Origin of the sequence: Vibrio mangrovi (assembly GCF_024346955.1) — a bacterium.
GTDB lineage: Bacteria > Pseudomonadota > Gammaproteobacteria > Enterobacterales > Vibrionaceae > Vibrio > Vibrio mangrovi.
Genome location: NZ_AP024883.1, coordinates 1,773,906 through 1,796,970 on the forward strand (window position 1 = coordinate 1,773,906; position 23,065 = coordinate 1,796,970).

Sequence of the window (23,065 nt, forward strand, 5' to 3'; positions counted from 1 at the left end):
CATTTAGACATAGCGGTTATAGAGTATTTCAACCCGCGGGAAAAATCCGTATAATCCACGCCCTACAGAGAACCAATCAGGAAATCTACAGTCGGAACAATCGACAGTGTGAGAAGTCTTCATGAATCAGAAAGATACCAGAAAAGAAACCCTTGAATTCAACAAGCTCCAGAAACGACTGAGAAGAAATGTTGGAAATGCCATTATTGATTACAGCATGATTGAAGAAAATGATGTTGTGATGGCATGTATCAGTGGCGGAAAAGATTCATTTGCGATGTTAGATATTCTGTTGAATCTGCAAAAGGCGGCACCGATTCAGTTTGAAGTTGTTGCCGTTAATCTCGATCAGAAGCAACCCGGTTTCCCTGAGCATGTGTTACCGCAGTATTTTGAAAGTTTAAACATTCCGTATTATATCGTGGATAAAGATACCTATTCTGTCGTCAAAGAAAAAATACCGGAAGGGAAGACAACGTGTGGGTTGTGTTCTCGGTTACGCCGGGGAACGCTATACTCGTTTGCCGAGAAAATCGGCGCGACAAAAATAGCACTTGGCCATCATCTTGATGATATTGTCGAAACACTGTTTTTGAATATGTTTCACGGCTCACGAATGAAAGCGATGCCGCCAAAACTGCGTTCGGATGATGGTCGTAACGTCGTGATTCGGCCATTAACCTATTGTCGGGAAAAAGATCTGGTGAAATATGCTGAGCATAAAGCTTTCCCGATTATTCCCTGTAATCTGTGTGGTTCTCAGGAAAATTTGCAGCGTCAGGCCATTAAAGCGATGTTGATCGAGTGGGATAAGAAAACACCGGGGCGTGTTGAGAGTATTTTCAAATCTCTTCAGAATGTCAGCCCAAGTCAATTGGCGGATAAATCTCTTTTTGACTTCATCGATCTGCCATTAGCGCGTGAAGGGGACAGAGATGAATACGCTTTCAGTGAAGCGATCGTCTCGTCAACAAATATTGATGAATCGATGTTCATTGATGTGACGAACGTTTAGGGTCTTCGTTCGCTAAAACTGCTGTAACAGTACATTCTGCCCGGACATATAATTGGTATTCCGGAATAAAAAAACCTTGAGCCACGGGCTCAAGGTTTTTGTCGAAATAAAGAACGATTAATTCTGAACCGGATCGAGTGGACTGATATATCCTTCCGGTTTGATAGCCAGTACGTCACAGTCGATTTTATCAATGACGTGCTCCGCCGTATTCCCGATGAAAATCGAAGAAAGTCCCGTCCTGCCTGTTGTTCCGATAATCACCATCGCGGCATTAAGCTGTTTGGCCTGCTTTGGAATAATATCTTCAGGCAGCCCTTCTTCCACAATGGTTTGTTCACTGTCGATACCGAAAGACTGCCGCAGTTCTTTCATTGAGGTCAGACAGTGGGAGCGAACAGCATCCCGGTAGCTTGTAATATCAAATTCGGGCAATTCAATCGTAATATTGTTCGGAGTTACCGGATATGCACTGACCAGATAAGGTGTTGCATCCAAATGTTCCGCAATGTTCAGGAGTTGTTCGGTAAGTTTCACATTCAGTGAATGGTGGACTTCATTTTCAGAACCAACATGAACCGAAGCGATAATGTTGGACTGCTTTTTCCATTCAGCATGTTTTACCAGCAAAACAGGGACAGGGCATTTGCGCATCAGATGCCAGTCAGTTGGTGTAAAAATGACCGACTCCAGAAAATCGTGCCGGCGTGTTGCTTTGATGAGAATGTCGTATTGGCCGGAGAAAACTTCGGCAATAATGGCTTCATAAGGTCTGTGATACCAGACAACCTTCACTGTAAAATCGACAGTATTATCTATATAAGGTTCGGCAATACTTCTGAGCCAAAGCTCTCTCTGATGAATAACACCTCTGCGCATGGCTTCCCTTTCATCAGACGATAGCATGGAAGTCATATCATAGGAGAAATCATAGATGGAAAGGAACAAGGTGATATGACTGATTTCTTTACTTTTCTTTGCCAGCAGCATTGCTCGTGCGAGCGCAGGCTGCTCGTCATGGTTGACGTCGGCAATCACCAGAATATTGTTGTAGATGCTCATTATATATCCCTCATATAATGGGGTTTCAATACAACTTTAGCTTAAAGTGAGTCAGAAGATGAGAAAAACAGAAGGGGAGTCGATAGAATTTTGATGCAGCTCATTCATTGAATGAACTGCATTGCCTGAATTAGTCGTCAGCGGAGACACCAGCCAGTTCCATCAGAGAATCATGATCTAAGATGGTGATATATTTACCTTTTACACTCAATATCTCAGATTTCTGGAATCGGCCCAATAAGCGACTGATTGTTTCAACGGTCAGACCCAGATAATTACCGATATCACCCCGGGTCATTGTCAGACGAAACTCACGGGGACTAAAGCCACGCTGAGCAAATCGGGTTGACAGATTAAACAGGAAAGCGGCTAAACGCTCTTCAGCGTTTTTCTTCGACAACAGCAGAATCATCTCCTGATCGCCTTTAATCTCATTACTCATCAGACGCATAATCTGCTGTCTTAACTTCGGCATCTTTCCTGACAGATCGTCCAGAATCTCGTAAGGAATTTCACAAACCATTGATGTTTCCAGCGCCTGAGCAAAGCTGGGATGAGAATCTCCGGTAATTGCATCAAAACCGACTAAATCACCGGCAAGATGAAAGGCTGTAATTTGTTCGTCACCCTGTTCGGTAATCGTATAACTCTTAATGGTTCCGGAGCGAATCGCGTACAATGACCGAAGCTCATCACCGGCTTTAAATAGTTCCTGTCCTTTTTGGATAGGTTTTTTCCGCTCTATAATTTGATCGAGCTGATCTAACTCTGACTCGTTCAAAGTAAAAGGAATGCAAAGTTGGCTAATACTGCAATCCTGGCAGTGAATCGCACACCCTCCAGATTGAATCCGTTTCGCAGCTGGCTTATCTGAAATCATAATAACCTTTCACTATCTTGATATACATCAATATTTTACCATCCCTTGATACTAAAGAATAGTCAAAAAAAGAGTACAGGAATCATGCGATTATATAGAACTCTTTGAGAATTGACAGATAAAATTCACCTGACCCGTGATTGTTCTCTTCTGACGAATGCTTTGTCTGATGATGGTCATCGTCCCTAATTGTAAAACGCAACAGATGGCATACAAAGGTGGTGTGAATCGAATTTCCCCGGGCGGACTTCAATGATACACTGGCGAAACTTTCCGGCGGGTTCCGCAAACTTCAGACTGAGATGGATACGGGTTGTATGGCAGCAGAAAAACTCACGAAACAAAGATTAATACACATCATTGTGATTTTAAGTGTTCTGAGTGCTGCATTTTTCTGGCGGACTTATCGCTATGCTGATCCGGTACAGCTTCATTGTGATCTTCAGTGCAGTTTTTCGATTGATGGTCATTCAGTCCATATTGTAACCGATGCAGAAACAGGGATGATTTCTATTTTCCCTGCGCAAAAAAGCTGGTCAGTCACCGAGTTCCCTGCGATAAACCGGGAAGATAAAAACGGCCAGATGAAACTTGTCTTTATGCCGGATGGGCAGTCTCAGTTTACGCTGGTCATTAATGCGTATGAAAAATATGTTGTACAGATGAAAACCCGATAGAAAGAGCCCGGAGCAGATTGTATCTAACGCATTTATTGTTAAAATACACAATAAATTTAAATAATTATGAGCGGTGGAAACATGCGATTCTTAACCCGGATCTCTCAGATTATCGATCCATCCGCAGCAGTATCCTCATTGATTTCATCTTTGGATCATACGCGCCTGTGCAGCGTGTTTTTCTACTATACCGAAGAATATTCCCCTGAAAGCCTGTGGAAAGAGCTGATTCGCTATTTGCCTGATATTCCGATTGTCGGTTGTTCATCGTACCGGGGGATTATGACGGAGAAGGGATATTTTGATGGGCCGACTGTCGCCTTGATGGCGGTTTATCACGATTCCTGTACATTCGGGACTGGTTTTGCTGAGTTTTCTGATCATGTCTCTCCTGATGCCGCTGTGCAGCATGCTGTCCATCAGGCATTGCTTCACGCTGAGAGAAGTGGAGAAGTTCCGGATCTGGTTGTTTTACACTCAACGCCAGGGCATGAAGAAAAAATCATCGCGACGATAGATGCAATTTTTGGTGTGCCGGTTCCAATCATTGGTGGCAGTGCCGCGGATAATCTCATCCAGCAAAAATGGTCAGTGATGACGGATAAAGGCTGGTCTGATAATGCTGTCGCGATTCAACTCTGCTTTCCTTTCAGACCTGTAGCCACAGGATTTTGTGCCGGTTATTCATCAACAGAGTGTGTCGGGACAGTGACAAAAGCTCACGGACGCTTTCTGGAAGAAATTGATGGGGAACCTGCAATTGACGTTTATAAAGCTTGGATCTGTGATCATTCAAACCGCCTGATATCCGATGAATATATCTTTCAGCATATTACCAGTTTTCCACTTGGCCGGATTGCGGGATACGTTTACGAACAGCCCTATTATAAGTTGACACACCCGGTACAAATGGCAGATTCGGGAGCGTTGGAACTCTTTGCTGATATCCATTGTGGTGAAGAAATTACACTGATGACCGGTTCCAGAGAACAACTCATTCACCGGGCGGCCAGAGTGTTGAAAGAAGCAAATGCAAAGAATTATGCCCATAGTGAAATACTCGGTTCTGTTTCTATTTTCTGTGCCGGTTCAATGGCCCGGCTGGGTTCAGATATTCAACGAGTACAAAAACAGATGTGTGAACAGTTGGAGCATCAGCCATTTATCTGCCCGTTTACATACGGGGAGCAGGGACGATTTGCCGACGGAGAAAATGCCCATGGGAATTTAATGATCTCATCTGCCATTTTTTATGAGCCGGAGTCATTGTCATCATGATGTATCTTGAGCATATGGAAGAACTGAATGAAACCCTGCTTGAACTACGCAGAAGCCGGGAACGGGAAATTAGTCTGGCAGAAGAGAACCGGGTGATTCTGGCAACTTTATCGTCACTGAGTCAGTCGGAAAATAAATATCAGATATTTGATGAGCTCAAAAAAGTGTTAGGCCGCTATATTTCTTTCAGCGACTTCATCGTTATCTCCAAACCCAAATCGGCAGAGACATTCTCAACTTTTCTGACCACCAATCCAGTGTTTGAACACCGGGACTGGCGCTACGGGAATAAATTCCGGCGAGTTCTGGATGGTGAATGTATTCTGCTATTCCAGCCCGATTCTCTGACTGAATTCAGCTTTTTGAGTGAACCACTCAGACAGAGCATATGCATGGCACTCATGATTGGGATCAGAGCTCAGGCCAGTGACTCGGTTTTGTTGCTTCTCGGCTCGGAAAAGGGGCAGTTTAATATTGAGACCAAATCAACATTGCTTCGCTTCCGTCCACTTATAGAACGAGCGATTAGTGATATTGAACATAAAGAAGCACTGCAAAATATTGTTGATCAAAGAACTAAAGAGTTGCAGGAAGCCCGCCAGATTGCGGAACAGGCCAACGAAACCAAATCCCAGTTTTTAGCCATGATGAGTCATGAACTGAGAACCCCTTTAAATGCCGTCATCGGGATGATTGACATCCTGCAGCAGGATTCTGATGACTATCAGAGTGATCTGTTGGCAAGAATGGGGCATTCAGCCGAGTTACTGCATGCAATTATCGGAGATATCCTGGATATCAGTCAGATAGAGTCAGGGCATTTTAAACTCAATCGTCAATGGACCAATTTAAACGAACGTCTGACAGACTCTCTGGAACATTTTCAGCACACTGCCCGGCAAAAGAATCTGACATTTCATGTTTCAGTTCAGGTTTGCCACCGGTACGAATATTTTGTCGATCCGGTGCGGATCATGCAGATTATTTTTAATCTGATTGGTAATGCGATTAAATTCACCGATGAAGGGGATGTCCGCGTTGAACTGATGACTTCAGCAGACCAACTGACTATTGTCGTTGCCGATACCGGCATTGGTATCAAACCAGAGAAGATCCATCAGTTGTTTACACCTTTTATTCAGGCTGACAATACCACAACCCGGAATTATGGCGGAACAGGTCTGGGGCTGGCTATCACCAAACATCTTGTTGAGCTTATGGGAGGCAGGATTCAGGTCGATAGTGTATTGGGGAAAGGGACGACTTTTCATGTAAGCCTGCCACTGTTGTTAAAGAAACCGTTTGTTGTCTCTGAGTATGTTGCTCAGGTGGTTTCTCCAATCTCTGGGAAACCGGCAACCCGGAAAAAGATATTGGTGGTTGAAGATACAAAGACAAACCAGATGGTAATTCAGGTTCTGTTAGAACGATTAGGTTACAATGTCACAATTGCCGGGAACGGGCAGGAATTTCTGGAAGTAATCGCGAAGAGTAGCGATTTTGATCTCATATTGATGGATATATCCATGCCGGTCATGGACGGTATTGAGGCAACGAAGAGACTACGTCATCACAATATTCTGACTCCGGTAATTGCACTGACCGCACACTCAACACCGGAAGATAAAGAAAAATGTCTTCAGGCTGGTATGGACGACTTTATTGTCAAACCGATCAGAAAGCATCATATTCAGTCTATTGTGAATAAGTATCTGGATGAAAACAGATAACTAGTTTTACAGGGAACATTTCATTCATACATGCCGGGTATGGCAAATGACATAAAATAATGCCGGTAATATTTACCGGCATGAAGATTAGAATCGTTACTTGTCACTTGATGTCAGCTCAAATGGAAGGTGGTTATCCATAAAATCTACCGATAGCGACTCAGGTGTGTACTGGCAGATCTCCGATACCGGAGTCAAAGTTCCGCTCCAGCCGTATAATTGGCTGAAAGAAATCGTATATCCCCAGTTTTGTTGCTGCTTGTCGGACAGTTCAGCAAATTTCATCTCAGGATCAATACATTCACTATCATATGATATGTCCACATAAGCCTCTACATAGTAAGGTTGTTCAAGGACCATGTCATTCAGAGATGTATCACGAATCACGGGATCGATCTCTTCTTTCTGAGAGACAACATCCCTGACTTTTGCTTGCAGCGTACCGGACCAGAATAACGGTACATCAAGAGTATACTTTCCGTCTTTATTGGTCTGGGATTGTCCCAGATAGCCATATATTGTTGCACCTTTTACCGGTAGAAAATCCTGAGTCAGAACCTGACCGGACAGAGTCATAGTCGGGAATGCATATGTGTATAAGAAAGAGTTTTGGGCACCGACGAGCAATGTGCCCTGATTGAAGCTAAATGAATAACCAAAAAGATAATTGGATGCTTCTCCTTCCAGTACATCACTGTATTGCCACTTTCCTTGCCTGTCTAAATCGAACCGATAGATTTTTTTGAGTTCATCGTCTCCAACCAGCAATGTTGTGCCATCCAGCTCTACTTTGTGACCAAAATGTCCCTCTGCAGAATCGATATCGGATTGGTAGATCATCTGGCTATAAGTCCACATCGGATTGAAATGGTTCCGGGTATAAATACGAACATAGGCGGAACCTTTCATATAGCTGCTGATCGCCAGAACGTGGTGGTTGACATCAAAAGAAAAAGAGAATTTCTCATTGACATTGGGGTCTTGTGTTGCAGGAGCTTCAATAACCTGGTGTCTTTTCCATTGCCCTTTGATCTGTTTAAACACAAAAAGCCGATCGGCTCCTGAGTCACTGATATAAAGTTCATTTCCTACCCGATGCATGGTCATGCCGAAAGACTGCCAGTTGGAACGGGGAAGCTCTTCAGCGCTGAGAGTTGAATTTAGTTCCCAGTGGCCACTACGTTGTGTATAAAGATAAACAAGTTGTTTGCTTATGTCTGCAACGGCAATAAGATGATCATCAACATAAACGGAGTCACCGTACCCCTGGCTTTCACTCTCTGCTGGTGGGGTTATTGTTGCTTCTTGGTGCCAGTCATTCCCGGAACGGCGGAAAACCCATACAGTATTTTGACGAACAGAGCTGATTACAATCAGATGATTACTGATCCCAACATGGTTCTGGCCAGAAAAACTATCTCCCTGAACTGGTAACACCGGCCCTCGGTGCCATATACCATGCTGTTTATAGATTACCTGGTTACCTATCATTCCAACATTCCGATAGAGTGCAGTTCCGGCATTCGCACCATTAATACCATCAATTGATTGTTTACGACTGAGATCCGGGAGCAGTATATGCGCAGATGAAATCCCGGAAAATAAGATGAAGGAAAGAGTTATCCAGTATGGGAATAAAGACGATCGGATACTTGTTATTTTTCTATAAATAAGAGTCATATAACCATAATCCTTTAAAAGTGTACGATGAAATATTTGTATAAAAAACACACAATCGATTGGCAGCCTATATGCATATGATAAATAAATCAATTAAAAGTAATTCGATTGAGATTTTGTTTCCATGTATGTGTGAGAGATATGATGAACTGCATGCACTTATTGCATCCAGTTCTCCTTAATTACTTGAATTGAAGATATTTAATTAGTTTTATTCAGGACGAATGAGAGAATAAGTACGCTGTTTCTTCGGCTGCCGTTTTATTCAACTGAGAAGTGATTATTCTTGTGGTTAGAATAGTAGAAATTCATGTCGGCAAATATTGCCAACATGAATTTCTGAGTCTGTTATTTGTTACTGGCTGTCAATTGAAAGAAAAGACCGGTATCCATAAAATCTACTGATAAAGATTCTGGCGTGTACTGACAGATCTCCGAGACTGGAGTCAAAGTCCCGCTCCAGCCATATAACGTATGGATAGAAATCAAATACCCTGAGTTACGTTGTTGTTCATCGGACAACTCGGCAAATTTCATTTCAGGATCGATACATCCTCTTCTGCCACCTGTAATGGCCACATGTGCATCAACATAGTAAGGTTGCTCAAACACCATATCATTCAGAGAAGTATCACGGAACACTGGATGGAGTTCTTCTTCCTGAGAGAAAATATCCTGGATTTTTGCACGCAGAGTACCGAACCAGAATAATGGTACATCGAGAGAATACTCTCCATATTCATTGGTTTGAGGCTGTCCCAGATAACCATATATAGTTGCGCCTTTAACCGGTAGAAAATCCTGAGTCAGAACCCGTCCTGACAGAGTCACAGTCGGAAATATATGAGTGTATAAGACGGAATTTTTTGCACCGATGAGCAATGTACCCCGGCTAAAGCCAAATGAGTAACCAAAATCCGAGTTAGACGCTTCTCCCTCTAACACATCGCTGTATTGCCAGTGTCCCTGCAAATTCAAATCAAAACGATAGATTTTTTTGAGCTCATCATCTCCGATCAGTAATGTTGTACCATCCAGTTCTACATCGTGACCAAAATATCCCTGATCAGAGTCGATATCGGACTGATAGATCGTTTGAGTATGAGTCCAGGGCTGTTTGAAATGGCTCCGGGTATAAATACGCACATAGCCAGAGCCCATCATATAACTGCTGACTGCAAGAACATGACGACTGACGTCAAAACCAAAAGAGAATTTCTGGTTAATATTCGGATCTTCTGCCGCAGGGGCTTCAATGATCTGACTTCTTTGCCACTGCCCATGTTCTTTCCTGAATATCAGAAGTCGGTCCGCTCCGGAATCACTAATGTAGAGTTCATTGTTGACGCGTCGCATTGTGATACCAAAAGACTCCCAGCCGGAGCGGGGAAGTTCTTCAGCACTGAGGGTTGAATCCAGCTCCCAGTTATCGCCATGTTTTGTATAAAGATAAACAAGTTGCTTGCGTACATCGGCGACAGCGATGAGATGATCATCGACATAAACAGATTCACCATAGCCTGAACTTCCGTTATCTGCGGGGGGAGTTAGTGTTGCTTCCTGATACCAATTATTTTCTGAACGGCGAAAAACCCATACGGTATGCTGGCTTCGGGAACCGATTACAATCAGCCGCTTACTGACACCGACATGCCGGTTAGAATAACTCTTTCCTTTCACTGGTAATACCGGACCACGTTGCCATATACCATGCTGTTTATAGATCACCTGATTTTCAATCACTCCGACGTCACGATAGAGAGCTGCTGCTCCCGATACGCCGTCAATAGGCTGCTTACCGCTAAGATCCGGAAGCAGAATCTGTGCGGATGAAGCTCCAGACAGAAAAAGGACACAAAGTGTTAGCCACTGTTGTAATAGTGGTATTCGAATGCCGGTTATTTCTTTATTGATGAGTGTCATATGATCATGATCCTTTAGAAGTTTTATAATGGATGTGTTGTACATAACACATAAGAACGGCTAATAATCTATCTGTAGATATTCAACAAAACAATTAAAGGCAGTAATGATGGGATCTTGTTTCCATATATGCACTAGCATGATGACAATCCCATTTATTTGTAATTAATTTAGTATTTAAATCATAATGTTAAGGTTATTCATATGATGCAAAGCATACAGAAAAATAAGAGCGAACTCATAGGCGTACTGACACTGGTCACAAGTTGTCTGATTTTTTCAGTTCAGGCCGACCCGAAAATGCCGGGTACAGAACCAGGATTGAGTAGTGTTGATATGATCAAGCAAAGCCAGTCCGGCCCTTTGAAATGGGTTTCCGTCGATGAACTACGGCAAGAGCTTGGCAAAAAGCCACCGATGGCGGTCGGTTTTGATATTGATGATACGGTTTTATTCAGTTCTCCGGGTTTTTATCATGGTAAAGCCGTTTTTTCACCGAACGGGTATAGCTATCTGAAAAACCAGAAATTCTGGGACAAAATGAATTGTGAGTGGGAGGTTTTCAGTATGCCGAAAACCAGCGCCAAAGCATTGATCGCAATGCATCAGGCTCGGGGAGATGATATTTATTTTATTACGGGGAGAACCGGCTCTGCGTGTGAAATAACTACAGATTATATTCAGAAAACTTTTTCTATTCAGAATATGCACCCGGTTATTTTTGCCGGTTCAAGCCGAACGGAATATACCAAAACAGCCTATATCAAACAGCATCAGATAAAAATCTACTACGGCGATTCCGATGGTGACATCATTTCTGCCCGTCAGGGCGGAGCCGAGGGCATTCGGGTGATTCGATCTGCGAATTCAAGTTATCAGCCGGTGCCAAAAAACGGAATTTACGGAGAAAGAATCGTCAGAGATTCACAATATTAGTCTATTTTTCCATTTCAGGCGCGGGTGATACCCGCGTCAACGAATATACCGGGTTGTTTTCACAACTGACTCAAAACCTTCAGAAATCTGTAAAGCTGCCAAGGCAGACCATCTGAGAGCCATAGCTCGTCATCACCGCCTGACATATTTATGCAACAAATGTTTATTTGACAATAATAAACAATTTTCATATTACTATAAGTGTTAAATATAATTACTTGATAACAAATTCTAAACATTTATGTGTTGCGCTGATTAAGCAATACCTGAAGCCGCAGGGACCGTTGTTTCTTCCGTGTTGCAGGAAAACCTGTCAACTCAAACCTAGACCAGCTATGGGATATAGCACCAGATATCGAGGCTAGGAAGTATCCGGAATAGCTTGAATCAACGCAGGAGGCGTTATGAAGTATTCTCTCTCCATCCATCATCTCAATGGGTTATGTCGACTCGCCATTGTACTGAGTATATCCATTTTTTCTCTGGTCAGTGTCGCGAGCAGTAGTGTCTCGGCAGGTTCCACAAAAACGATGCAGGCAGGTGTATTTCCCTGCATTTCAACGGACGGAACTTATCATTCTTTTAAATATCCCGGTATTACCTCAGGACTGCCGTGTAATGTTGATACTCAGGCTGTTGCTAAGGCTAAAACTCTGGCACAACAGCAGCGCTACTTCGATATTTACTCCTGGCAAACTTTCATTGCACTGTTCTGGCCCACGGAAAAAGCTGGTCATCGGCTTGCTCCGGATCTTAACCGAAAAGGGATTCCCCGCTGGAATTACTGGAAAGAAAGTTATCAGGTCTATCTCGCTGACGGGAGTCAGCCGAAAGGGTGGAACACTCCTTATATTCCTGCCGGAGTCTGTAAAAATCAGAGCGAAGTCGATATGAGCCGTAAGCTTCTGTATCGCACCAATAAAATGAACCTGACACATCATGTAACGGTTGCCAATGAGGTCGAACAGGCTTTCACTTACCCGTTAGTTGACCAAAGTGGCAATGTGGTTCGATATGAAGTTCTGATGAATTATGATGAATTTAATTATCTATTAAACAATCAGTTATACAACATTGATGGTCAGGTCGCGTTTGCCAAAGGCGGAAAAAGCGTTAGCTTTCCAAAAGGGGACAACGACGGCTTAATCACCGGAGCGTTCGAACTGAAACTGGCCTGGAAAGTCCTGACGGACAATGATCCGACCGAGCGTTATTACAGTTTTGAAGCAGTTGTTCTGGAAAAAGATGGTAACTGTCGCGAAGTCGATGTCGGTCTGGTGGGAATGCATATCTCTCACAAGACACAAAACAACAAACAGTGGATTTGGTCTACGTTTGAGCAGGTTGACAATGTCCGGACCAATGGGCTGGATCAGGTGAAATTGCGTAATGGGAAGAAAGCACCGCTTGTTCCCAGTTTTAATGATCCGTCCTGTCCGTCCTGCCCGGTCAATCAACTGGCATCATACAACGCCAAAGGCCGTCAAATGCCGACTCAAACAACCCGGGTAATTCCGATCGACAAAAATACCGAAGAACTGAATCGCCAGGTTCAGAAGATGCTGACGAAACATCACTCAGTTTTCCAATATTATGAGTTAGTCGGAACACAGTGGCCGACTGATGAATCGGCATTACCGGCTAATCCGAATCAGTACAACGCTCCGAATGATCGGGCATTAGAACAAATCGATAATAAACCTGGTGGAAATCCATTCCCGGTTTTTCTGATTAATACAACGATGGAAACCTATATGCAAAGAGGCAATCAGGAAGCTCAGTTGCAAATTCAGGGATTTCCATTCAACCAGACGCCGTCTTTCGGTACAGAAAGTTGTATGGGTTGTCACTATTCAGCCGGGATTTACGTTGATGTAATTGAAGATGGTTACGGGCAGAAACAACCGGTTGCCGGTCCTGCCACATCCGGGGATTTCAGTTGGCTGCTACAACTGAAAGCACAGTTTCAGACAACACAACCATAATGTGAAAAGGAGTTTCCATCATGGTAGATTATCGCTTTGTTCAGGTAAATGAATTTCAGGCCAATAATCCGGGCTGGAATACTTTTGGTAATGCGACGGTGACCAAAGTCAGTAATACACAGTGGCAACTAACGTCAGCAAACGCCAATCAGCCCAGCCTGATGCTGTATATTCTCGGGCCAGCCGCGTTCCGGGTTCGTTTTAACCCGGATCAAAACTACGACTTCAGTACTGATAACTCTCTGGCGGTCGTTAACCGGGATTTGGGACTGAAGAACCTCACCGTCAAGAGCACCCAGAGCGACAGCCAGCTTCAACTGGATATCGGTTATCTGGTGCTGGTTATCGATCTGGCACCTTATCGTCTCAGTGTTTACCGGCCAAATACTCACGGCACTGGCCCCAATGGCTGGCAACTGATTCACCGGGATATTCCCGGTAGCGGTACGGATTATCTTGGCCGGGAAAACAAGAACATCATGTGGGCAGAGGATGGGAGTTCTGTTGCAAACCTGAAACAGTTTCCGGCCAATGCCCAATATGTCGGATTTGGTGAAAAAGCAGGTACGCAGCTGGTTAAAAACAGCTATACCATGACATTTTTCAACTTCAACAACTACGAGTACGGTTCTCCCGGTGTTATTCCTCCCGGTAATCAGGGTGGGCCGCTGAATCCCAGTGATCCACTGTATAATTCTATGCCTCTGACAATTGAGAATAATCTGACGCCTGACGGGGATTATCTGGGAGATTCATATTCGTATCTGCTGTTTCTGGATAATGTCTCTCAGTCTTATTTCAATATGGGAGCCAATGATTATTCAAATATGTCCGGACGTTATTATTTCGGAGCACTTTACGGTAGTCTGGATTATTACTTTATGGCCGGAGACACCACCCTTGATGCAATACGCCAGTATCAGACGCTGACAGGGCCGTCACCGTTACCTCCAATCTGGTCTTTGGGATTTCATCAGGGGGCTTATGGCTATTTTGATAACTACAAGCTGTTCAATATCGCTGAAAGTTATCGCAAATGGCAGATTCCCATTGATGGTCTGCACATTGATGTCGACTTTCAGAATAACTACCGGACCTTTACCAACAGCCCGGCTAAGTTCCCGAATGTGGCGGAGATGTTTGCTCAGCTGAAAGGGCTGGGATTTAAATGTTCCACCAATATCACCGGAATGGTTACGGCCAATCCTTACGATGAAAACGGACAAACTTCAACGCCTTATACCACTGCAATTGAAGGGCGGGAGAAAGGTTATTTTCTTACCGATCACTATGCAGGCGGAGAAGACAGCAATAACTTTTTTATTGCGAAGGAAGATTACGGACAGAACTTTGGTTCCAATCCGTTCTCTTATCCGGTTCCGGGTGCCGACTATTACCAGAATGAAGCGCCGTTGAAAAATCCTGAGTTGCCTGCGCCGTTGACACCGACACAAGTAATGAGCCAGACATTGCAGGCAAATGAACCTTATTCGGTTATTAACCTCGGAACTTCCGGTTACTACCCGGATCTCGGACAGGATGCTGCTTCAGAGTGGTGGGGGCAGCAGTACCAGTATCTGATTGAAGCCGGACTGGAAATGGTATGGCAGGATATGACCTGTCCGGCAATGGCCGGTAACTTTGATAATCAGGACGGTAACTATATTCAGACATTACCATTGAATCTGAATATGACCTACTTCGGAGAAAAGAGACCGAATGCCGAAGTTCATAATGCTTTTGCCCTGATGCTGATTCGGGCAACGTATCAGGGGTTACTCAAACTTCAGGGGGATAAACGTCCTTTTATTATTGGCCGGGGTGGTTATGCCGGTGTACATCGATATGCAGCAATCTGGACCGGCGATTCTGCATCCAGTTGGGACTTTTTGCGGATTAATGTGCCGGAAGTGCTGAACTTTGGCTTGTCCGGTGTACCGATATCCGGTTGTGACATCGGTGGTTTTGGACCGGGTTCAGGTTGTGTTCCGTTTGATAATGGTGAATCGGGGACCGGGACACCTTACGTGGTCGGGGGATTGATTAAAGGGGGAGTAACGAACTATGAACTCTTTACCCGCTGGGTCACGATGGGAGCATTTCTGCCCTGGTTCCGCATTCATTATGACGGTTATAACAAAGAGTTTCAGGAACCATTCTACTACGGCTCTCCCGTACCGGAAAATTGTCGGTTGTTTATCCGGATTCGCTATCGCCTGATTCAGATGTTTTATGATGCCATGTACGAAAATACTCAGTCTGGATTGCCGATCGCCCGGGCATTGTTCCTGAATTTTCCGGCAGATAAAAATGTTTATGGTCAGAGTGGCTACTGGCTCTGGACTGAATTTATGGTCGGTGACTCTTTATTGGTTGCTCCGATTATGGACCCGGATAATGAAGGTGGTTCAAAACGGGATATTTATCTGCCGATGGGAAGTAACGGTCAGACCCAGTGGTATGCATTTACCAATGATCAGGCACCACTTGGTGCACCTGTTTCCGGTGGTACGGTGGTTCATGGTTTCTATGCTCCGATTGAAAACCAGAATCTGTATCAGGTGCCGATTTATGTCAAAGCCGGTGCAATTATTCCGACTCAGGATGTTGCCCAGTATATCGACCCGGAAAGTCCCAATCCGATTACCCTGTCGGTTTATCCGGGAGAGAACTCTTCCTATAACCTTTATCAGGATGATGGTCTGACTCGTGCTTATCAGTCAGGTCAGTACCGCTTGACCAAAATTTCCCATCAGGGGATCACCAATGGTCAGCAGATATTGATCCAGCCACTGATAACCACGTTCTCACCGTTGGTGAACTATTACTTTATCTCGCTTCCGGGAACAAAGCTCCCGAGTGAAGTAACCGTCGATGGCAATGTAATTCCGAATCTGGTTCGATCAACGCCGGAGGCTGCTGCCGATGCGCTGGCAGATTCTTCCGTTGATGCCTATTACTGGAATGCCAATATTAAAACGACCTTTGTAAAAGTTTTCTTTGGTAATCAGGATATTCAGGTCAATGCATTTTTCTGAGGAGCCGTAAGGAATCTGATGAAATATGGAAACCAGCCCGGTTTCGGGCTGGTTTAAATCATAATGATGAATGTCTGCGTTACACAATAAAGGGAATGAAACACTTCACTTTACGTTTATAGTTTTCCCACTGCTCCCCATAGCGTTCACCTGACATTTTTTCACTTTTAGGAATGGCATCTCCGTAATACTGACCAATATTGGTCAGGGGCGCGATCAGACCGATCCAGTGGTTTGCCAGTAAGCCGAAACTGACAAAAATCAGGAAGTCACCAAAATAGTTCGGATGACGGGAAGTTCCCCAGAAACCTGTATTCAGTAGCTTGCCGCGATTGATCGGATTCTGTTTGAAGCGGCGTTTCTGGTAGTCACTGCCGAAGTGATAGACGGTGCCAATCAGATAAACGACGATCGCCAGCCATTGCATCGCACCGAATGGTCCCTGAATATCGGCCGCCCAATAAAATGGCAGACAGTAGAGCCAGCCAAATATATTTACCATGACAACAGCCAGAATGGGTTGCTGCTGATCGGGGATTACATCTCCGAGCTTTGCAGCCGCAGTATTCACGTACCAGCGGGTCAGTACAATATTCATCCGCAACAGATAAATCCCGACAAATGCAAGGATCAGGACCTTATGCGCAACGTCACCGCTTCCCCAGTAACAATAGGCTATCGCGACCGGGGCCATACTATTGAATCCCCATAAAAACATCGGTCGGGGATCTTGTGCTTTTTGGGTTGAACGATAAGCCAGTCCTGATAAAACCAACATGACAACAATTAATGTGATCCAAACTTCCATAATAACTCCTTCTTACGAGGACAATTTTTTTCTAAGAACAATTAGCTTTCTCTCTGTAGCTGAGGGCTTAATCGATGGTTAAAATACTGCTTGAAGCTCTTCGCGGCGAAACTTCCGCTGCAACTTTTATCTGTCCGAACCGGGCAAAAAATACCGGTAAATGTGCCATTCCCAGTGTTTTTGCCAGTGTGGCTTTTGGCAAATCATGCTGAACCAGCACACTCAACGGATGCACACTCCAACCCCATTGCTGGAGCGTGAGCCATAACTGTGCCAGTGTCATACCGGTCAGAAACAGATTGTGCCTGTTGGGTTCCGGCACACTGAGTGCCAGATATTGCGGTCCTTGTTCAACTAACTTCGAGAATCCCCGGGCCATGAGCTGAGGTAGCCTCAGAAGCCGGGTTAATGGGTTCAGTCCCGGGTGGAAACCGATACGGAACAGCCACTCTGCATATGACGGAAGTTTGCCGAACAGATGATGTAAGAAGAATCCATCATCAACCGGTTTATTTTTATCAAAATGAATAAAGCTATAGGTTTCCTGCCAGGCACGCTTGTCGGCAAAATCCAGTGCGGCATAGCGATAAACTAATGCGGCAACTTTTTTACGGCTTGCTTCATCCTGCCACAGTTCCAGCTGCACCGGAGAATCCGTGACAATTTCCTGAAGCCGGGATTGTTGTAAAGCCGACAGTTCCGTTGTTTCATAAGGCATACGATTGGTATGACGATTCTGAATCAGACCAGACAGTTCACGATATGCCTCCGGGTTTTCCATTCCCGGCTCTTCCGGATAGAAACAGAGCAGGCCTTCCTGATGTGAAGGAAGGGGCAGAGTTGCAGTATGTGACTCGTCATACCATGCCCAGTTGAGCGGGACTCCGGCATTCTGCATCAGCGCCTGAATATGCTGGAAGAAAATACCACAGCTCATCAGCATCTCATTCTCCAGCGATGGCAACCCCTTCAGGGCCCGATTGCGATCGATAGCCAGACATCCCATGCGGGATGATGAGTAGTGGATTGCCCAGGGTTGGCAGTTATGAGAAGAGGGTGCAGAGCGGGCAACTTCTATGGCATCTGTTAACTTTTGTTCAAAAGATTGGGTGGACATAACTATTTCCTCCTGCCAGACAGATCTGTACATAGTACCGATGTCCGTAAATTATCCGGCATCAGCACCGGAGCACGACTTCCGGGGTGGTAACAGATCGCGCAAACCCAGTACAAGCCGTAGAAAATCCAGAACATACGCTCACTAAGCCCGGTTGTGGTGTCAGAGACCAACCGTCGTTGCCAGTCGACCTGAATTGTCCGGAGTGAGTAAGGCAGCCCTTTGCCGTGACTTTTAAGAAAAGCTTCCCGGACCGCCCAGACTGCACAAAGCAATGCCATCGACTGGCCGTGTTCTTCTGCTGTAAAAGCCAGTTGCAGTGCTGACGGTCCAAAATGGCGGTAACACTGAAGATCTATACCCAATGTTTGTTGTGGTGCTGTTGCAATGGCATACCAAACATCACTGTGGCTGAGTGATAATGCACACTGGCCTAACGTTGGATGGATTCCGTACGGTTGCCCTTGCTGAGTATACTGAATGCGAAACTCAGTGCATTTTGTTTTCGGTGCGTTTGTGCTCCGGGATACAGAATTCCATACACGGGTAAGCCACTTTTGGGTCTGTCGGTGAGCTTGCTCTCTTACCTGTGCCCGGTTTTCTGTCATGGAAACACGAGGACTTAGATCAGCCCTGGTGATGACGAAGCGGGGAACGTCCGTTCCTGCTGACAGCTGAGTTTCCGTGATTCCATCATGGGAGACAATTTTACTGCTGGTAGCCATTGCCGATTCTTTCTCCGGAAATTTCTTCAATGACTTCTGCCATCTGATCGAAACGGGCGACCAGACTCTGAAACAGCGGTGTCTGCATATCGCGCTCGAAATCTTCCAGTGAATTGAGGCGAATGATCTCAATAAAATGGAACTGAGCATCTGCCGCCTGACTGACGTCAATAACATCAAATGCCAGAACTGAATCGAGCTGATAACAGGCCTCATAGTCGGTATGAACAACCCAATCCCGGAACTCATGGTAGAGACTGATATCTTTCAGGCGAATCTTGTGCACAATCGTTTTCATCTTCTTATCCTTTTCTGTCGGTTATTCTGACAGGCGCTGTCGCCTGTTATTTATTTCCATCGGTTGCCGGACCAGCCTGTTCGATCACCAGATGATAGTTGATGCCTCCTGTGCCGAACGAATTGATAGCTGCCATTCGTCCCCCTGACTCAGGATAAGGCCATGGAATGGTTTCCTGAGGAATGTCAGCCGGAAGATCTGCCAGCATAAGGCGGGGATTGATGTTCCCGGGCACTGGGGTCGGTGGAATCTGTTCGTGTTCAAAGGCACTGAGCACTTTACATAAGCTCAGTGAAGCAGCACCGGCAAAGCAGTGGCCGAAGTTGTATTTTACCGAGCCGATATACAGCGGATGCGATTGCTGCTTTTCATCTGCGGTTTTCTGGTCAGGTTTATGCTGATAATGCTGCCGGATAGCACTGATTTCAGAGACATCTCCCAGAGCAGTCCCGGTACCGTGTGCCTCTATGTATTGAATCCGGCCCGGTTTCACATCAGTCAGAGCCAGCGTTTTTTCAATCGCCAGTGCTTGTCCTTCCGGATCCGGCGCTGTCATCGAGCGACTGTCACAAGAACCGGAAATTGAACGAATCGTTGCCAGAGCTTCCTGACTATCCGGCTCACGGGAGAGAATAAAGATTCCGCCGCCATCACCGGGGGTAAAACCGTCATTTTCGTCGGCGAAAGGACGAATCCGGGTAGTGGAGAGCATCATCTGGGCGCTGCATAACACCAGATCCCGTTCTGTCGTTGCCATCTCAATGCCTGCGACTATGACCTGATCATAGCGGCCGGACTGTAATCCTCTGACAGCATCGTGGAGTGCAGCCATTGAGCTGGCGCACGCTGCTTCGACAGCATAGCAGTCCGCCTGAATACCTAATTGCTGTGCTATCAGCATTGCAGAGCCAATTCCGCTTGCGCCATACCAGCTCCAACGGTTTACCGTGACAGGCTGGGGGCGGGGAAGTGGGAGCGTCTGAGGCAACTCATCCCACAGATGACGAACGGTCCGGACTCGGTCCGGAGTCAGAGATAAGTTTGAGGCAACAATGATCGCTGTGTGTATTTCATCTTGCCGGGACTTCATATGAGCCGAGGTCAGAGATAAACGCGTACAGGCGTTTAGCAGATACTGTTGTGTGACATCCAGCCGGTGCTGTTTAGCCGGCATCATCGCTTTTACCGGCGGAACATCCCGAATGTCGTGGCTGGTAAAACACATGGCCTTACGAATGTAAGTACTGAGTTTTTGCGGATTCTGGCGGAATAAGGCGGTCTGATTCAGTTGCTGTCCGGATAATTCCTGAATGGTATCACTGCCCTGATCCAGCGTTTGCCAGAATGGGGCTTTATCATCTCCGAGGGCAGTCAGCGGACGGTAATCCAGCAGTTGAACCGGAGCCTGTGCATATGTAACGGTTCTGGGGGTTGGCATCGGGCCGATTTGCCATCCGGAGCCGGTAAATGAATAACCGGAGCAGTGCTGCTTCTGCTGAGACAGCATTTCCAGCACCTGACTGAATATCTGATTTGCTCCGGAAAAATACGGGCAATCACTCTCAGACTGAGTGGAAGCATGTTGTGTACTCATGTCTCCTAATTCTGCGAGAATCGGCCACTGGTTGTCTTGTGCGACGCTGACCGGACAAACCAGCAGACTGATTGCACCTTCCAGCCAGATCTTATTCGGTGAAACGCCTTGCGCTAGCAACAGATTCGCCTGTTCGGCATGGTGAAAACACTGCACCGATGTCAGCAGGGCAATCCGGCTATCCTGAAAACGAAAACTGTCCTGTGCCAGTTGCAGCAGACGCAAACCACCGAGATCCGCACCATCTATAGTCTGACATTTTCCCCGGGTTTGGGCAAAATGAGCAATTCTTGCCGGGATACTGGATGCCATTTCACCAATGCGATCATGGGATGATGCGCCCAGAGTCTGTGCAAGCTGAAGTTTGTACGCATCGACCTGCTGTTCAATTTCCTGAGGCGAGTATCCCTGACTAGTCAATGTCTCTGCCAGATTGCGTAACGCCTGAACTTTGGTCGCATTGCGATAAGCTGCATCACTGCCCAGATGAACGGCGCAGTATTGGTCGCAGTGATCCCGCAGGGATTCGGGGATCGTTATCTGTCTGAATGCATCATCAGCGGCTAGCAGTGCCAGCCGGGTTTCTTTACTGACAGCCTTACGAAACAGGGGAGGAATGGAAAATTTTCTGAAATCGAAGTCCTGATCGCTGACCTGAGCAACAGAAAGAGCAGCATCGGTCTCACTCCAGGGCGTAGTATAGTGATTCTGCATCAGTTGGTGCCACGCCTGTGGTTCGGCGAGATGTTCGAAATGACGCTGGCCGGGAAAAAAACACCCGGCACTGATAATCGCCACTCTGTTGTCCGGCTGGTCTGATGGTTTGTTTGAACGGGTGCTCTTGTCTGAACTCATCGCTGTGCAACCTCCGCTAATCGTTGCCGGTCCACTTTACCGTTCGCATTCATCGGCAGTTGCTCCGTAAGCACCAGTTTCTGCGGGAGCATATAGGCAGGAAGTTTCTCTCGCAGAAACTGTTTGATGGCAAGGAGACTCAGTTTGTTTTCCGTATCTTTCAAAACTGCCACCATGACCAGTTGCTGGCTGAGTTCTCCGAGTTCGACAAACAAAGCAACCTGACTGATCGCCGGATGCTGATATAACGCGGATTCAATCTCACCCAGTTCAACCCGATAACCATTGATTTTCACCATGTCATCGATCCGGCCACGATAAACCAGTCCGTCCCGGGTCATTTCTACCCGATCTCCGGTCGCATGGCACCGTCTGGCATGGAGCTCGGTTTGTCTGGACTCCGGTGTATTGAGGTACCCCGGAGTAACACAGGGACCGGAGATCAGTAGCTCACCACACACGGTCTCGTTCTCAGGAATCCGGTGATATTGTCCGGCATCATCTTCAATGACCGCCTGAAGACCGGGCAGAGGATAACCGATCGGAATATGAGATAGCTGAGCTAACCGGGAGCGATCAACTGTGTAGGCGGTACAGACGTTAGTTTCTGTCGGCCCATACCAGTTACTGAGTCGGCACTGTAATGGAATATGTTCAAGTAGCTGACGGAATGCCGCAATCGGATAAGCTTCTCCGGCGAAAACAATCTGTCTGAGTGACGTTGTCACATCGCGAACGAGTAAACCACTTTTTTCCATCATCGCCAGAATAGAAGGGACGCTGTACCACACCGTAATCTGGTGCGTTGCAATTCCCCGGATTAATGCCGGACAGTTTTTCTGTTCTTCTTCGCGGATAATCCAGACACAGGCACCGACTGAAGCTGAAGCAAACAGATCGAATGTACTCAGGTCAAAGGCAAAACTGGCATGATTTGCCAGTGTATCCCTTGCATTTAATGCAATGTCATCGATTGCCCACTCAACGAAAAAACTGAGCATTGTGTGGGTAAGCTGAACACCTTTCGGCTGACCGGTTGAGCCTGAGGTATATAAAACGGCAGCAAGCTGATGAGTAAACGTCTGGAAGTCATCGATGGATATTGTTGTTTCCGGTTGCTGATCGAGTGTGTCCAGCCAATCCTGATCCAGAATCAGGGTAGGCTGAGCAATGTCGATAATGCGCTGAATCCGTGAATCCGGCTGACTGAAATCAACCGGAATATAGTGGTTATCCGTCAGCCAGACCGCGTAAATTGCCGCAACAGTGGCCGGACCTTTCGCCAGATTCAGCAAGACACCCTGGCGGGATATTCCCGCCTGCTGCAATGCTGCAGCAATCTGCAGCATGCGTTGACCAAGATGCGCATAAGTCCAGCTCGATTCTCCACAAATCAGAGCGGGGCTGTTCGGCGAGTGGCGGATATGAGACAGCAAACGGTTTAAAATCGTTGGTATCGCCATA

17 protein-coding genes are annotated in these 23,065 nt (G+C 45.9%); 7 read left to right on the top strand and 10 right to left on the bottom strand.

Annotated features, from left to right (window positions below):
- Positions 1–121: 121 nt before the first annotated feature.
- A complete protein-coding gene (gene ttcA / locus OCU74_RS07980; RefSeq protein ID WP_087479217.1) occupies positions 122–1,015 on the top strand; it encodes a tRNA 2-thiocytidine(32) synthetase TtcA in 894 nt (297 codons plus the stop codon).
- Between the two features lie 117 nt (positions 1,016–1,132).
- Here ttcA and uspE read toward each other — a convergent pair whose 3' ends face one another.
- Together uspE and OCU74_RS07990 are read right to left on the bottom strand one after the other, a co-directional pair.
- A complete protein-coding gene (gene uspE / locus OCU74_RS07985) occupies positions 1,133–2,077 on the bottom strand; it encodes a universal stress protein UspE (protein WP_087479218.1) in 945 nt (314 codons plus the stop codon).
- A gap of 130 nt (positions 2,078–2,207) precedes the next feature.
- Positions 2,208–2,957 carry an FNR family transcription factor gene (locus OCU74_RS07990; protein ID WP_087479219.1) on the bottom strand — a complete coding sequence of 250 codons (750 nt, stop codon included), beginning with the start codon at positions 2,955–2,957 and terminating at the stop codon, positions 2,208–2,210.
- Between the two features lie 317 nt (positions 2,958–3,274).
- On the opposite strand from OCU74_RS07990, the gene OCU74_RS07995 reads away from it, so the two are divergent.
- The 3 genes from OCU74_RS07995 to OCU74_RS08005 all read left to right on the top strand — a co-directional run bounded on the left by OCU74_RS07995 (position 3,275) and on the right by OCU74_RS08005 (position 6,642).
- A complete protein-coding gene (locus tag OCU74_RS07995) occupies positions 3,275–3,634 on the top strand; it encodes a hypothetical protein (RefSeq protein ID WP_087479220.1) in 360 nt (119 codons plus the stop codon).
- A 150-nt stretch (positions 3,635–3,784) separates the two neighbouring features.
- Complete coding sequence (locus OCU74_RS08000) at positions 3,785–4,912, top strand: FIST signal transduction protein (RefSeq protein ID WP_390623648.1); 1,128 nt, start codon at positions 3,785–3,787, stop codon at positions 4,910–4,912.
- Positions 4,912–6,642, top strand: a complete 1,731-nt coding sequence (locus OCU74_RS08005; protein WP_087480071.1) for an ATP-binding protein — start codon at positions 4,912–4,914, stop codon at positions 6,640–6,642. The genes OCU74_RS08000 and OCU74_RS08005 overlap by 1 nt, the downstream gene beginning before the upstream one ends.
- A 96-nt stretch (positions 6,643–6,738) precedes the next feature.
- On the opposite strand, the gene OCU74_RS08010 is transcribed toward OCU74_RS08005, so the two are convergent.
- Both OCU74_RS08010 and OCU74_RS08015 read right to left on the bottom strand, forming a co-directional pair.
- Positions 6,739–8,133, bottom strand: coding sequence for a hypothetical protein (locus OCU74_RS08010; RefSeq protein ID WP_143693095.1), 1,395 nt, complete (start codon positions 8,131–8,133; stop codon positions 6,739–6,741).
- 537 nt (positions 8,134–8,670) lie between these two features.
- A complete protein-coding gene (locus OCU74_RS08015) occupies positions 8,671–10,245 on the bottom strand; it encodes a hypothetical protein (protein WP_087479223.1) in 1,575 nt (524 codons plus the stop codon).
- A gap of 204 nt (positions 10,246–10,449) precedes the next feature.
- Between OCU74_RS08015 and aphA the strand changes: the two genes are divergently transcribed.
- From aphA to OCU74_RS08030, 3 genes are all read left to right on the top strand, one after another.
- A complete protein-coding gene (gene aphA / locus OCU74_RS08020) occupies positions 10,450–11,181 on the top strand; it encodes an acid phosphatase AphA (protein WP_234993514.1) in 732 nt (243 codons plus the stop codon).
- A gap of 404 nt (positions 11,182–11,585) precedes the next feature.
- Positions 11,586–13,166, top strand: coding sequence for a hypothetical protein (locus tag OCU74_RS08025; protein WP_087479224.1), 1,581 nt, complete (start codon positions 11,586–11,588; stop codon positions 13,164–13,166).
- A gap of 20 nt (positions 13,167–13,186) precedes the next feature.
- Positions 13,187–16,204, top strand: a complete 3,018-nt coding sequence (locus tag OCU74_RS08030) for a glycoside hydrolase family 31 protein (RefSeq protein WP_087479225.1) — start codon at positions 13,187–13,189, stop codon at positions 16,202–16,204.
- 79 nt (positions 16,205–16,283) lie between these two features.
- On the opposite strand, the gene OCU74_RS08035 is transcribed toward OCU74_RS08030, so the two are convergent.
- From OCU74_RS08035 to OCU74_RS08060, 6 genes are all read right to left on the bottom strand, one after another.
- Entirely contained in the window at positions 16,284–17,012 is a 729-nt protein-coding gene (locus OCU74_RS08035) for a DUF1295 domain-containing protein (RefSeq protein WP_087479226.1), read from the bottom strand.
- A gap of 67 nt (positions 17,013–17,079) precedes the next feature.
- The gene (locus tag OCU74_RS08040; protein WP_087479227.1) at positions 17,080–18,129 is read right to left on the bottom strand and encodes a hypothetical protein; all 1,050 of its coding nucleotides are present in this window, start codon (positions 18,127–18,129) and stop codon (positions 17,080–17,082) included.
- Positions 18,130–18,131: 2 nt separating this feature from the next.
- Positions 18,132–18,854 carry a 4'-phosphopantetheinyl transferase family protein gene (locus OCU74_RS08045; protein ID WP_087479228.1) on the bottom strand — a complete coding sequence of 241 codons (723 nt, stop codon included), beginning with the start codon at positions 18,852–18,854 and terminating at the stop codon, positions 18,132–18,134.
- Positions 18,838–19,152: a RedY gene (locus OCU74_RS08050; protein WP_087479229.1), complete on the bottom strand. Its 315-nt coding sequence runs from the start codon at positions 19,150–19,152 to the stop codon at positions 18,838–18,840. Before OCU74_RS08050 ends, OCU74_RS08045 begins: the two co-directional genes overlap by 17 nt.
- 46 nt (positions 19,153–19,198) lie before the next feature.
- Complete coding sequence (locus tag OCU74_RS08055) at positions 19,199–21,601, bottom strand: beta-ketoacyl synthase N-terminal-like domain-containing protein (RefSeq protein WP_087479230.1); 2,403 nt, start codon at positions 21,599–21,601, stop codon at positions 19,199–19,201.
- A complete protein-coding gene (locus tag OCU74_RS08060; protein ID WP_087479231.1) occupies positions 21,598–23,064 on the bottom strand; it encodes an AMP-binding protein in 1,467 nt (488 codons plus the stop codon). The genes OCU74_RS08055 and OCU74_RS08060 overlap by 4 nt, the downstream gene beginning before the upstream one ends.
- Position 23,065 lies beyond the last annotated feature (1 nt).

Coding starts and splice junctions, on each gene's coding strand:
- ttcA (WP_087479217.1), top strand. CDS start 122: ATGAATCAGAAAGATACCAGAAAAGAAACCCTTGAATTCAACAAGCTC.
- uspE (WP_087479218.1), bottom strand. CDS start 2,077: ATGAGCATCTACAACAATATTCTGGTGATTGCCGACGTCAACCATGAC.
- OCU74_RS07990 (WP_087479219.1), bottom strand. CDS start 2,957: ATGATTTCAGATAAGCCAGCTGCGAAACGGATTCAATCTGGAGGGTGT.
- OCU74_RS07995 (WP_087479220.1), top strand. CDS start 3,275: ATGGCAGCAGAAAAACTCACGAAACAAAGATTAATACACATCATTGTG.
- OCU74_RS08005 (WP_087480071.1), top strand. CDS start 4,912: ATGTATCTTGAGCATATGGAAGAACTGAATGAAACCCTGCTTGAACTA.
- OCU74_RS08010 (WP_143693095.1), bottom strand. CDS start 8,133: ATGATAGGTAACCAGGTAATCTATAAACAGCATGGTATATGGCACCGA.
- OCU74_RS08015 (WP_087479223.1), bottom strand. CDS start 10,245: ATGACACTCATCAATAAAGAAATAACCGGCATTCGAATACCACTATTA.
- aphA (WP_234993514.1), top strand. CDS start 10,450: ATGATGCAAAGCATACAGAAAAATAAGAGCGAACTCATAGGCGTACTG.
- OCU74_RS08025 (WP_087479224.1), top strand. CDS start 11,586: ATGAAGTATTCTCTCTCCATCCATCATCTCAATGGGTTATGTCGACTC.
- OCU74_RS08030 (WP_087479225.1), top strand. CDS start 13,187: ATGGTAGATTATCGCTTTGTTCAGGTAAATGAATTTCAGGCCAATAAT.
- OCU74_RS08035 (WP_087479226.1), bottom strand. CDS start 17,012: ATGGAAGTTTGGATCACATTAATTGTTGTCATGTTGGTTTTATCAGGA.
- OCU74_RS08040 (WP_087479227.1), bottom strand. CDS start 18,129: ATGTCCACCCAATCTTTTGAACAAAAGTTAACAGATGCCATAGAAGTT.
- OCU74_RS08045 (WP_087479228.1), bottom strand. CDS start 18,854: ATGGCTACCAGCAGTAAAATTGTCTCCCATGATGGAATCACGGAAACT.
- OCU74_RS08050 (WP_087479229.1), bottom strand. CDS start 19,152: ATGAAAACGATTGTGCACAAGATTCGCCTGAAAGATATCAGTCTCTAC.
- OCU74_RS08055 (WP_087479230.1), bottom strand. CDS start 21,601: ATGAGTTCAGACAAGAGCACCCGTTCAAACAAACCATCAGACCAGCCG.
- OCU74_RS08060 (WP_087479231.1), bottom strand. CDS start 23,064: ATGGCGATACCAACGATTTTAAACCGTTTGCTGTCTCATATCCGCCAC.